At 66.3% G+C, this 11,343-nt stretch carries 11 protein-coding genes and 1 other RNA gene; 7 read left to right on the forward strand and 5 right to left on the reverse strand.

What is annotated here, in order from left to right:
* Window positions 1–17: 17 nt before the first annotated feature.
* Together ffs and FIV09_RS01970 are read right to left on the reverse strand one after the other, a co-directional pair.
* Window positions 18–114: signal recognition particle sRNA small type (gene ffs / locus FIV09_RS01965), an RNA gene on the reverse strand.
* A gap of 143 nt (window positions 115–257) precedes the next feature.
* The gene (locus FIV09_RS01970) at window positions 258–2,093 is read right to left on the reverse strand and encodes a bifunctional UDP-sugar hydrolase/5'-nucleotidase (RefSeq protein ID WP_152448414.1); all 1,836 of its coding nucleotides are present in this window, start codon (window positions 2,091–2,093) and stop codon (window positions 258–260) included.
* Window positions 2,094–2,238: 145 nt separating this feature from the next.
* Between FIV09_RS01970 and nudC the strand changes: the two genes are divergently transcribed.
* The 3 genes from nudC to FIV09_RS01985 all read left to right on the forward strand — a co-directional run bounded on the left by nudC (window position 2,239) and on the right by FIV09_RS01985 (window position 4,651).
* Entirely contained in the window at window positions 2,239–3,207 is a 969-nt protein-coding gene (gene nudC / locus FIV09_RS01975) for an NAD(+) diphosphatase (protein ID WP_152448415.1), read from the forward strand.
* Between the two features lie 56 nt (window positions 3,208–3,263).
* Window positions 3,264–3,728, forward strand: a complete 465-nt coding sequence (locus FIV09_RS01980; RefSeq protein ID WP_152448416.1) for an SRPBCC family protein — start codon at window positions 3,264–3,266, stop codon at window positions 3,726–3,728.
* 104 nt (window positions 3,729–3,832) lie between these two features.
* On the forward strand, window positions 3,833–4,651 hold the full coding sequence (locus FIV09_RS01985; RefSeq protein ID WP_152448417.1) for a DUF4198 domain-containing protein: 819 nt from the start codon (window positions 3,833–3,835) through the stop codon (window positions 4,649–4,651).
* Between the two features lie 59 nt (window positions 4,652–4,710).
* Here FIV09_RS01985 and hemC read toward each other — a convergent pair whose 3' ends face one another.
* Complete coding sequence (gene hemC / locus FIV09_RS01990) at window positions 4,711–5,670, reverse strand: hydroxymethylbilane synthase (protein ID WP_152448418.1); 960 nt, start codon at window positions 5,668–5,670, stop codon at window positions 4,711–4,713.
* Between the two features lie 104 nt (window positions 5,671–5,774).
* Between hemC and hemE the strand changes: the two genes are divergently transcribed.
* Window positions 5,775–6,803, forward strand: a complete 1,029-nt coding sequence (hemE, locus tag FIV09_RS01995; protein WP_152448419.1) for a uroporphyrinogen decarboxylase — start codon at window positions 5,775–5,777, stop codon at window positions 6,801–6,803.
* 14 nt (window positions 6,804–6,817) lie between these two features.
* Here the strand turns inward: hemE and FIV09_RS02000 are convergent, their stop codons facing one another.
* The gene (locus tag FIV09_RS02000) at window positions 6,818–7,777 is read right to left on the reverse strand and encodes a DMT family transporter (RefSeq protein WP_152448420.1); all 960 of its coding nucleotides are present in this window, start codon (window positions 7,775–7,777) and stop codon (window positions 6,818–6,820) included.
* A gap of 151 nt (window positions 7,778–7,928) precedes the next feature.
* Here FIV09_RS02000 and FIV09_RS02005 point away from each other — a divergent pair, with 151 nt between their 5' ends.
* The 3 genes from FIV09_RS02005 (at window position 7,929) to FIV09_RS02015 (ending at window position 10,211) form a co-directional block, all read left to right on the forward strand.
* Window positions 7,929–8,870, forward strand: coding sequence for an ABC transporter ATP-binding protein (locus FIV09_RS02005; protein ID WP_152448421.1), 942 nt, complete (start codon window positions 7,929–7,931; stop codon window positions 8,868–8,870).
* A complete protein-coding gene (locus FIV09_RS02010) occupies window positions 8,867–9,628 on the forward strand; it encodes an ABC transporter permease (protein WP_152448422.1) in 762 nt (253 codons plus the stop codon). The genes FIV09_RS02005 and FIV09_RS02010 overlap by 4 nt, the downstream gene beginning before the upstream one ends.
* Window positions 9,629–9,758: 130 nt before the next feature.
* Window positions 9,759–10,211, forward strand: coding sequence for a cupin domain-containing protein (locus FIV09_RS02015; protein ID WP_152448423.1), 453 nt, complete (start codon window positions 9,759–9,761; stop codon window positions 10,209–10,211).
* Between the two features lie 36 nt (window positions 10,212–10,247).
* Here FIV09_RS02015 and FIV09_RS02020 read toward each other — a convergent pair whose 3' ends face one another.
* Window positions 10,248–11,309, reverse strand: a complete 1,062-nt coding sequence (locus tag FIV09_RS02020) for a YeeE/YedE family protein (RefSeq protein WP_152448424.1) — start codon at window positions 11,307–11,309, stop codon at window positions 10,248–10,250.
* Window positions 11,310–11,343 lie beyond the last annotated feature (34 nt).

Genomic DNA, 11,343 nt, shown 5'->3' on the forward strand with positions numbered 1-11,343 from the left:
CCAGCCGGGAATCGCATGGTGAGAGACTGAAACGCGACCCAAACGAGTCTCGTTGCGGCTGCTTCCTTCCGGACCTGACCGGGTTGGCGAGGCGCTTGCCCGCGCCAGCCTCTCACCTCCGACATAGGCGGGCGGTGCAGGATTCGCAAGGCCCCGGGCGGGCATGGCTGCACAGGATACGCGCCCTGCTGCGCCCGGCCTCGGGCTTGAAGCGCGGATGTCGCGATCCGCGACGGTTCAGGTCGAAGCCCGGACGCCTAGAACGTCAAAGCGAGGCGCAAACGCCGATCCTCTGTTCCGTCCTCCGCGCGGTCTTCTTCCCTGTGCCTTTCGCGCAAAGGCGTCTGCGGCAGATATTTGCGTGCCTCGGTTGTGGTGGTGAAATACCTCTCCGTTCCCGCGCGCCCGACCAGACGCCATGAAGGCCTTGGCCCCGCTGTGATCCGCCCACGCTTGGCGACATGGGCCGCCATGATGTCGCGCACGAGCCGCTGCGAGCGGTACACGACGTCCAAGATCGGGTAACCGCCGCTGCCCGAGACTCGGTAATTCGTCGTGGCGAGGATGACAGGCGTCTCGTCTCGGAGCGGCGCGCCCGTGGCCAGCTTCAGCTCGCCGATCCGAGCGCCCACGGGTTGTTCGAGGTCGATCTCGAACTCGATCCCATGAACGATATCGAACTCGTACCCGACCGCCTGCGGTGCGAAAAGCGGCGCTGCGCTGCGATCCTGCGCGCGCTCCGCGTAGATTCGCGCCGCATGTTCAAGCCAGTCGCGAATGCCGCGCCCATCGGTGCGCATGGCGGCCAGCGTGTTCGGGAACGGGTAGAGGTCATGGAGGTGGCGCCGCAGGATCGGGCCTGCGGGTATATCGGTATAGGCCTCAAAACCGAGCGCGCCGCCGGTCTTGTAGAGAGCGGCAGATGACAGGACGGGCAGGTCGGCATATGCACTATCGGCAAGTCCCGCGCGAACGGCGTCCGCCTGCGCCTCGGCGATCAATTCGGCAGCGGCGGCAGGCAGAACGCCTGCGAAGTAGCTGTGCAGGGGGATGTCGGTCTGGCCGATCGCTTCGGTCATGCAGGCGCGAATCCGGGCATGGGCGGGGGCGGCGATCCGGATGATCTCTTGAGCCGCAGGGCCGGGGCTTGCCGTGGCGGGCCACAAAGCGGTTGCGCTGGCCGCGATGTGCCAGCCGGGGCGGGCCGGGTCCTGCGTCAGATGCAGGTCGATCTGGCCCAGATGCGATCCGTGACTGCCCGCCGAGACGATGGGGGCCGCGCCCTCCTGCGCGTCCTCGGCGCCGACCTCGTGGCGATGGCCGGCCACGACCGCGTCGATGCCGGGAAGCCGGGCGATGCAGCGCGCGACATCCTCCGCACCGGGGGACGGGGCCGGATCGCCCAAGCCGCCATGACACAGCGCGATCACCAGATCGGCCCCTTTGAGCCGCAAATCCTGCGCCCAGTATTGCGCCGCCTCCCGAGCTTCGCGAATTTCAGCCTGCCCGCGCAGATGATCCTCGTCCCAGCACAGGGTCTGCGGTGGCACCAGCCCGATGATCCCGATCTTCAGATCATGCTCCCGGCCCTCGGCATCGGAGATCCGGCGCGGCATCAGAAGCGTCGTTGGAAAGAGCGCGCAATCCTCGCCCGGCGTCGCACCCCGGCGCGCCACGAGGTTCGTCAGCACGAAGGGATAGGCGGCCTGGCGCACGAGATCCTGCAGGACCTCAATCCCGAAATTGAAATCGTGATTGCCGGGCACGGCGGCATCGACGCCTACTGCGGACAAGGCTGCCACGATGGGGTGGGGCTCGGCTTTGTGATCTCTCTCACGGCGTTCCGCGATCAGGGCCTCGCCAAGCGCGCTGCCCTGGAAGGTGTCGCCATTGTCGAGAAGCAGCGTGTTCGGCGCCTCGCGACGCGCTTGTGCGATGCGATCCGCGAGGCTGACAAGGCCGGTGCCGGGCGCGCGCTGGTCCCGGCTGTAATCGAAATCCATCAGATGCGCATGCAGATCGGTGATCGCGAGAATGCGAAGATGCGCCCCGATCCCGGGCGCAATGCGGTGATTGGGCCTTGCAGAAACCACGCCCAGATCCTTTTGTATGTCCCCGACCCTCCGGGTAGACCGAACGGTGTATGCGCGCAACCTGAAGTTGCAACGGCTTGGATCATTGGTCGAAAGTGTCGCATCGGTGACGAAAAAGTAACTCAGGCGCAGGAGGTGCCGCGCGATGCGCAATCCCGAAGAGGTGACATTCGGAGGATCCGGTTTCGACCGGGCGGCAGAGCTTCGGACGGATCCCGCAGCGCTTTCCGCGCTGTGGCGCTCGGATTGCGCGCGCGTACTCGTCCTGTGGCGGGGCAAGCCGCTGATCACGCAAGGTCGTCCCGGACGGCTGCTTCTGGTTCCGGTCGATCACCCGATCCTTGGCGACAGCGATCTGGAGGCGGCTCTGTTCATGGGGCGGGAGGGCGACATGGCTGTCTTCGCCGCCGACATCTCGGCTTGGACGCCGGACGATCTCGATACCGATGCGCTGGGCGCCTTCGCCGACCCGACCGAACAGATTCACCCCGCCTGTCCCGAGGGCCGCTTCGCCGAGCTGCGTCGCATCATGACATGGCTCACGCCGCGCGACGCGGAACTGGCGGCGACCGCGCGGGCGGTGCTGAACTGGCATCTCAGCCACGCCTTCTGCTCCAAATGCGGCGCGCCGTCGGACATGGCGCAGGCGGGCTGGCAGCGGCGCTGCCCACGCTGCGGAGCCGGGCATTTCCCGCGCACCGATCCGGTGGTGATCATGCTGGTCACACACGGGCCGCACACGCTGCTCGGCCGCTCGCCCGGCTGGCCCGAGGGGATGTATTCCTGCCTTGCGGGGTTCGTGGAACCCGGCGAGACGATCGAGGCCGCCGTGCGTCGCGAGGTCTTCGAGGAGACGGGCGTGCGCATCGGCGATGTGCGCTACCTCGCAAGCCAGCCCTGGGCTTTTCCGAACTCTCTGATGTTTGGCTGTCACGGCATTGCGGAAACCCACGAGATCACCATCGATCCGGTGGAAATCGAGGCCGCGCAATGGGTCACCCGCGAACGGCTGGTCGCCACGATGGCGGGCCACGAGACCGGGCTCATGCCCGCACGGGAAGGGGCGATCGCGCATTTCATGCTGCGCAACTGGCTTGCAGACCGGATCGATTGAGGGGAAACTCCGGCCAAACGTCCGATAGGTCAAAGAGACGAGTACGAAGGCAGGTCATGGAATTTTCCCACAAAGAGGATATCGAAGCGCCGCTGGAGCGGGTCTTTCAGGAGATCAGCGATTTCGACCAGATCGAGCGCTCGGTCATGCGGCGCGGCATCGAGGTCAGCCGCACCGATGATATGGCCGCACCGGGCGAGGGCATGTCCTGGCGCGCGGGCTTCACCTTTCGCGGCAAGGCCCGCGAGGCGACCATCCGGCTCAGCCGGTACGAGCCGCCGACACTGATGGTGTTCGAAAGCCGCTCGGGCGGGCTCGAGGCGCGCAGCGTGGTCGAATGCGTGGCGCTGTCACGGACGCGCACGCGGATCAGCTTCGATGTGTTCCTGACGCCCAAGACCCTGTCGGCGCGGCTGATCGTGCAATCCATGAAGCTTGCCAAGGGCAAGATCGACCGGAAATTCCGGGGCCGCATGGCGGACGCCGCGACGGAGCTTGAGCGGCGCATCAAGACAGCCTGAACAGCATCTGCGACAGCTCTCGTGACGGCCCCGTGATCGCGGCGTCATTGCAGGCCCGGCCCCATAGGCTACGTTCCCCGGTAACCGACAAAACGGAGACTGCCATGTTCGCCCGCTCTTTTCGCCGTGCCACGCTTGCAATGGGCGCGGCTCTGCTGGCCCTGCCGGCCGTCGCGCATGAGTTCTGGATCGAGCCCGTGGAGTATTCCGTGCCCGCAGGTGCCGATCTGATCGCGGATATCCGGGTTGGCGAGACATTCGAAGGGGCGGCCTATTCCTATATCCCGCCGAATTTCACGCGTTTCGATATCGTCATGGGCGATGCCGTGACCGAGGTTGCGGGCCGCGCGGGCGACCGTCCGGCGCTACAGATGGAAGCGCCCGAAGAAGGGCTTGCGATCGTCGTGCATCAGACCAAGGCCTACAAGCTCGTCTATGACAGCTTCGCCAAGTTCGAGAATTTCGTGACGCACAAGGATGCCACCTGGGCACTGGCGCGGTTCGAGGAGCGCGGCCTCGATCCAGAAAATGTGCGCGAAAGCTACACGCGCTACGGCAAGAGCCTGATCGCGGTCGGTGACGGCGCGGGGTCGGACCGGGAGGTCGGGCTGCTGACCGAGATCGTGGCGCTGGCCAACCCTTATACCGATCCGCTCGCAGACGGGCTGCCGGTGCGTGTGCTTTATGACGGTGCGCCGCGGGCCGAGACGCAGGTGGAGCTTTTCGCGCGGTCAGCGGATGGCAGCGTCGAGGTCACCACGCATCGAACCGACGCGGAGGGCGTCGCGGTTCTGCCCGCCACGCCGGGGACCGAGTACCTGGCCGATGCGGTGGTGATCCGGGAGATCGAGGCCGAGGCAGAGACGGATCCCACCTGGGAATCGCTCTGGGCGTCGCTGACTTACAAGATCCCGGCGGAATAAGCGGCCTGTCACGCCGCGAGCCGGGGCCGCGGCGAGCGCTATTCGGCGCGATGCGCGGTTCAGGCGGTCGCGGGGCTGATCCAGTCGAAGAAGTCGGGGCCCGCCCGTCCGAGCAGATCCCGCGCCAGATCGCGGCCCATCTCCGCACCATCTTCGATCGGGCCGGTGCGCGTATCGGCATGGGCCTCGGACCCGTCGGGGCGCAGAACTTCGCCCGCAAGATGCAGATTGCCGCCGTCGAGCGTGGCCAGCCCCGCGATGGGCGTCTCGCAGGAGCCGTCGAGCGCGGCGAGGAAGGCGCGCTCCGCCGCAAGGCGCTGCCCCGTTTCGGTGTCGTGGATGGCTGCGAGCATTTCGGCGACGCGGCTGTCGTCTTCGCGCCGCTCGATCCCGATGGCGCCTTGCGCCACGGCGGGCAGCATGTCCGTCACCTCGATGGGATGCTGCGGCACATGGCTCATGCCAAGGCGATTGAGACCGGCCCGGGCGAGGAAGGTCGCGCGCGCCACGCCGTCATCGAGTTTCTTGAGGCGGGTCTGCAGGTTGCCACGGAACTCCACCACGTCGAGATCGGGCCTGCGCACCAGAAGCTGCGCGCGGCGGCGCAGGCTCGACGTGCCCACGGTGGCCCCCTCGGGCAGCTCGGCCAGCGCGGAGAACTCGGGCGAGATGAACGCATCGCGCGGATCTTCGCGCGGCAGATAGGTGTCGAGCACCAGCCCCTCGGGCTGCAGGACCGGCATGTCCTTCATCGAATGCACCGCGATGTCGATGGCGCCCGACAGCATGTCGGCCTCGATCTCGCGGGTGAAAAGCCCCTTGCCGCCGATCTCCTTGAGGGGGCGGTCGATGATCTTGTCGCCGGTGGTCTTGATCACGACGATGGTGAAGGCCTCGTGCGGCAGATCGAAGGCGGCGGCCAACCGGTCGCGCGTCTCGTTCGCCTGGGCCAGGGCCAGGGGCGATCCGCGGGTGCCGATCTTCAGCGGTTGGGCGGGGGAGGGTAGGTCAATGCTCATGGGTCAAGCTTTAAGCAGGCCCGCAGCAGGTGACAAGCAGACTTGACACTTGGCCCCCGGCATCAGACCACAAGGGTCAGGAACGAGGGAAGGTACCAAGGCATATGACGAAGACGATCCTGCGCGCGCTCAAGGGCGAGACCCTGCCGACACCGCCCATCTGGATGATGCGCCAGGCCGGGCGATACCTGCCGGAATACAAGGCCACCCGCGCCGAGGCGGGCGATTTCCTGTCGCTGTGCTACAATCCCGAACTGGCCGCCGAGGTGACCTTTCAGCCGATCCGCCGCTACGGCTTCGACGCGGCGATCCTGTTTGCCGACATCCTTCTGCTGCCGCAGGCGCTGGGCGCGGATCTGTGGTTCGTCACCGGGGAAGGGCCGCGTCTGTCGACGATCACCTCGGATGCGGATTTCGACAAGCTAAAGCCGGTGAGCGCGATCGACGACACGCTGTCGCCCGTCTACGAGACGGTCAAGATCCTGTCGAAGGGCCTGCCCGAGGAAACGACGCTCATCGGTTTCGCAGGCGCGCCCTGGACCGTGGCGACCTACATGATCGCGGGCAAGGGCACGCCCGACCAGGGCCCGGCCCATGCGCTCAAGGCCGAAAACCGCGCGCTGTTCGAGAAGATCATCGAGCGGCTGACCGAAGGCACGATCGAGTATCTGTCGCGTCAGGTCGAGGCGGGGGCCGAGGTCGTGAAGATCTTCGACAGCTGGGCAGGATCGCTCGAAGGGGACGATTTCATCAAATACGCGCAGGAGCCCGCGCGGATCATCACGCAGGAGCTGAAATCGCGCTTCCCCGGCCTGCCCGTCATCGCCTTCCCGCGCCAGGGCGGCGATTTTTACAAGGGCTTCCATGCGGCGACCGGGGCCGATTGCGTCGCGGTGGATGACAGCGTCAGCCCCGAATGGGTGGCCGAGCATGTGCAACCCAACGGCTGCGTGCAGGGCAACCTGGCCTCGCGCCACATGGTGACGGGGGGTGACGATCTGGTGCGCGAGACGCGCCGCGTCGTCGATGCGTTGAAGAACGGCCCGCATATCTTCAATCTCGGCCACGGGATCACGCCCGATGCGGATCCCGAGAACGTGCAGTTGATGATCGACACGGTACGCGGTGGCTGAACGCCGCAGCTGAACTATCGGCGCGCGGCCCGGTTCGGCCTCGGGCGCGCGCCTTCGCGGAAAAACACCACGAGACCCGCAGCGACGATCAGGGCGGAGCCTGCCCAGGTCATCACGCCCGGCCATTCTCCGAACACGAGCCAGCCCCAGAAGATCGCCAGCGGCAGCCCGAGATATTCGAAGGGCGCGATAATGGACGCATTGGCCAGCCGGTAGGCCGCCGAGAGGCAATAGCCCACGACACCCGCCACCAGACCGAGCGTCGCGAAGATCGGCAGATCGGCTGGGGCGGGCCATGTCCACGCGCGCAGCAGGAACTGCAGGCTGGCATTGCTTGTGCCGTCGGCGAAGCGCCCGTCGCCCGCGACCAGGAAGAACAGCGCGGAGACGAGTAGAAAGGTGGACTGGATATAGACCGCGAGGGCCGCCGCCGGGGCCGAGGCGCCGAGCTTTCGCGTCAGCACCTGCATGCTGGCATAGAGAAAAGCCGCCGCGACCGGCAGCAGGAAGACCACCATGGGCAGCATGCGCGCCGGTCCCGCCTCGGGCATCTGCATCAGCACAACGCCGCCGAAGCCCACCAGCACGGCCAAGAGCCGCACCGGCCCCACCCGTTCGCCCAGAAACGGGATCGACAGAAGCGTGATGAACAGCGGCGCCACGAAGAACAGCGCCGTCGCCTGCGCCAGCGGCAATACGGCCACGGCGGCATAGAAGGTCATGTTCGCCGACACCACGAACAGCCCGCGCAGCACGTGCAGGCCGGGCGTGGCGGTGCGCAGCCGCGCGAAACCGCCTTCGAATTGCAGGATGACGAGGCTGAACATCAGCCCGACACCGGAGCGCACGAAAACGATCTGGTGCAGCGGATATTCGCCGGACAGCCGCTTGATCAGAAAGTCGTTCACCGAGATCGCGGTGACGCCGAGTACGATCAACAGGATGCCGAGGACGGGGCGATCAGCGCGGGACATGATCTGCAGCTACAGCGAAGCGGTCCCCGGGGAAAGCCCCGAGCGGAGCGTCGCAACGGACCCGCGTGCGGGGCCCCTCTGCGCCTGTGCACATTGCCGCTGAAGGGGGTGCGGATACATAAGAGGTCAAGCGATGAAGAAGGGGACCCCCATGACGGGAATGGTCGAGATCGAAAATGCCGAAAAGACCTATGATGGCGGGTTTCAGGCGCTGAAAGGCGTGAGCCTGACCATCGAGCAGGGCGAAATCCTGGCACTGCTCGGTCCCAATGGCGCGGGCAAGACCACGCTGATCTCCACGATCTGCGGGATCACCATGCCGACGGCCGGGACGATCCGGGTGGGCGGGCATGACGTTGTGCGGGATTTCCGGGCCGCGCGGTCGCTCGTGGGCCTCGTGCCGCAGGAGCTGACGCTCGAGCCGTTCGAGACGGTCTGGTCCGCGGTGCGCTTCTCGCGCGGGCTTTTCGGGGCAAAGCGGGACGATGCCTATCTCGACGATCTGCTGCGCCGCCTGTCGCTTTACGACAAGAAGCACAGCCAGTTGCAGGAGCTCTCGGGCGGCATGAAGCGCCGCGTTCTGATCGCCAAGGCGCTGAGCCACGATCCCAAGGTGCTGTTTCTCGACGAGCCCACGGCGGGTGTCGATGTGGAGCTGCGCCGCGACATGTGGGAGATCGTGGCCAAGCTGAAGGAAACCGGCGTCACCATCATCCTCACGACCCATTACATCGAGGAAGCGGAGGCCATGGCCGACCGGATCGGCGTAATCTCTGCGGGTGAGTTGCTGCTGGTCGAAAGGACCTCCGAGCTGATGGCGCGGCTGGGGAAGAAGGAGCTGCGGATCACCCTCGGCGCGCCCGTGGGTGCGGTGCCTGACGGCTTGTCGGATTACGACCTGCGCCTCGAGGATGGCGGCGAGACGCTGATCTACCGCTACGACACCAAGGCCGAGCGCACGGGCATCGCCCGGCTGGTCAGCGCCTTGTCGGAGGCAGGTCTGACCATCAGCGACGTGGAGACCACGCAAAGCTCGCTCGAGGAGATCTTCGTCGGGTTGGTGCACAAGGGCGACAAGGGAGAAGCGGCATGAACTGGACCGCGATCTGGGCGATCTATCGCTTCGAGATGGCGCGCTTCGTGCGCACCTTCCTGCAATCCATTATCTCGCCCGTCATCTCGACCTCGCTCTATTTCGTGGTCTTCGGCGCGGCGATCGGCAGCCGCATCGACGAGGTGGACGGAGTGACCTATGGCGCGTTCATCGTGCCCGGCCTCATCATGCTGACGGTGATGACGCAGGCGATTTCGAACGCATCCTTCGGGATCTATTTCCCGAAATTCATCGGCACGATCTACGAGCTTTTATCCGCACCGATCAGCTTTGCGGAGGTGATCCTGGGCTATGTGGGGGCGGCGGCGACAAAATCGCTGTTCATCGGGGTGATGATCCTTATCACGGCCACTTTCTTTGTCGATCTGACCATACAGAACTGGCCCGCCATGCTGGCTTTTCTGGTTCTGACCTGCACCAGCTTCGCGCTTCTGGGCTTCATCATCGGCATCTGGGCGTCGAATTTCGAGCAGCTTCAGCTCGTGCCGCTTCTCGTGGTGACACCGCTCGTCTTTCTCGGCGGGTCGTTCTACTCGATCTCGATGCTGCCGCCCTTCTGGCAGAACGTCGCGCTGTTCAACCCGGTCGTCTACCTGATCTCGGGGTTCCGCTGGTCGTTCTTCGGGATGTCGGACGTGCCCGTTGCAGTGAGCCTTCTGGCCATTGCGGGCTTCACGGCGATCTGCGTCTTCGCGGTCTGGTGGATCTTCAAGACAGGCTGGCGCATCCGGTCCTGAGGTCTGTTTGCGCCGTACCCATGTCGCAAACAAGCGCCCTGAAACCGTCACGGGGTGGTCGCACATGGCAAAGACGGGATCGGCCCGACCACCTAACCTCCTCCCCATACCCGGCGGAGGAGGAAACGCCATGGCTTACGCAGACACCATGCCGAGCGAATTTGCCGAGGCGTATCTCGACGCGCTTCCCGTGATTGCGAATGCGGACCACGCCCCCATCGAGGGCGGCGAGGATCCGGCCTTCGGCACGGTCCGGTGGCGCACGCTCTTCTCGGCGGATCGGACGAAAACCTCCGGCATGACGCTGGGCGTGGCTGAATTCGGCCCCGGCGGCACGCTTCTGCCGCATCGGCACGGCCCGGCAGAGTTCTATTTCGGCCTCGCGGGGCAGGGCATCGTCACCATCGACGGCGTGGCGCATGACCTCTCGCCCGGGGTGGCGATCTTCATCCCCGCCGAGGCGGAGCATGACACCGTGGCGGGGGCCGAGGGTCTGCGCTTCCTTTACGGCTTCGCCAAGGACCGGTTTTCGGATGTCGATTACCGCTTCACGGCCGCGTCGGGCGGGATGACCGCGATCTGACGCAGCCGCGCTGCACGTCTGCTGCCGCGGTGTCCCTCATGCCGTGGCGGCAGCCGGGCGGTCTTTCAGCATCAGATGCGTGACCATGCCGCCCGCCCACATCGCGCTGAGCGCGACCCAGGCGGTGCCTGCGAAGATCGCCCCGCCGGTCACGCCCGCGCCGATGGCGCAGCCCCCGGCCAGCATGCCTCCGAAGCCCATCAGCCCCGCGCCGATCATCGCGCGACGCAGCGGCGTCGGGCCGTCGAAGCCCTGGATCCGCAGCTCGCCCGCATAAGCCGCCGCGAGGAAGGCGCCCAGAAAGACGCCGGGCACGAGGCCCACATCGAAGCCGAGCACCGCCCCGCGCTCCAGAAAGAACATCAGCGTATGGGCCGACGGGCCGGTAAAGGTGGCCGACGTGACGCTGACCGGCTCAAAGGCGATCATCGACAGCGCATAGGTCAGCCCGTAGCCAAGCGCGACCGCGAAACCCACGCCCGAAGCGAAGACCAGACGCCGCGCCCCGATGCGCTGACGGCGCGACAGCTCCAGCGCGACGAGCGCGATGGCACATCCAAGCGCAAGCCCCGCGCCGTCGGGCAGGCCCGCGGCAATCAGCAGATCTAGATTGCGGCCACCCTCCGTCACCCAGGCGCGGGCGAGCGTGTCGCGCAAGGGGGCCAGCCATCCCGACAGGCTCATTTGCGCCACCACGGCGAAGATCAGTCCCGAGATAACGGAGCGCAGGTTGCCCGTGGCCGCGAGGACCAGCAGGCGGCCCGAACAGCCGCGGGCGAGGATCATGCCCACGCCGAAAAGCGCGCCGCCGATGATCGCGCCGGACCAGCTGCCGGGCACGGCCATCATGCGGGCTTGCGATGAGTCGAACAGCCCCAGGGCCCGCGCGCCCTGCACCCAGACCAGCGCGGTCGAGAAGGTCAGCAGCCAGACCGCCACCCGGTCGCCAAGCTGCCCGTCGGCGAATTCGGCCACCGCGGCGCGCAGGCAGAACCGCGACCGCTGTGCTGCAATGCCGAAGACAAGCCCGGTCAGAAGGCCGAACAGCGCGGCCGTCGGCCCCTCTCCGATCCGGTCGACAAGTGCGATGAGGTCCATGGTATCCTCCTTGCTTTCGCGCCGGATATGCCGC

It is taken from the genome of Roseivivax sp. THAF197b (genome assembly GCF_009363255.1).
Lineage (GTDB): Bacteria > Pseudomonadota > Alphaproteobacteria > Rhodobacterales > Rhodobacteraceae > Roseivivax.

Coding starts and splice junctions, on each gene's coding strand:
- FIV09_RS01980 (WP_152448416.1), top strand. CDS start 3,264: ATGGAATTTTCCCACAAAGAGGATATCGAAGCGCCGCTGGAGCGGGTC.
- FIV09_RS02015 (WP_152448423.1), top strand. CDS start 9,759: ATGGCTTACGCAGACACCATGCCGAGCGAATTTGCCGAGGCGTATCTC.
- FIV09_RS02020 (WP_152448424.1), bottom strand. CDS start 11,309: ATGGACCTCATCGCACTTGTCGACCGGATCGGAGAGGGGCCGACGGCC.
- FIV09_RS01985 (WP_152448417.1), top strand. CDS start 3,833: ATGTTCGCCCGCTCTTTTCGCCGTGCCACGCTTGCAATGGGCGCGGCT.
- hemC (WP_152448418.1), bottom strand. CDS start 5,670: ATGAGCATTGACCTACCCTCCCCCGCCCAACCGCTGAAGATCGGCACC.
- FIV09_RS02010 (WP_152448422.1), top strand. CDS start 8,867: ATGAACTGGACCGCGATCTGGGCGATCTATCGCTTCGAGATGGCGCGC.
- FIV09_RS02000 (WP_152448420.1), bottom strand. CDS start 7,777: ATGTCCCGCGCTGATCGCCCCGTCCTCGGCATCCTGTTGATCGTACTC.
- nudC (WP_152448415.1), top strand. CDS start 2,239: ATGCGCAATCCCGAAGAGGTGACATTCGGAGGATCCGGTTTCGACCGG.
- FIV09_RS02005 (WP_152448421.1), top strand. CDS start 7,929: ATGACGGGAATGGTCGAGATCGAAAATGCCGAAAAGACCTATGATGGC.
- hemE (WP_152448419.1), top strand. CDS start 5,775: ATGACGAAGACGATCCTGCGCGCGCTCAAGGGCGAGACCCTGCCGACA.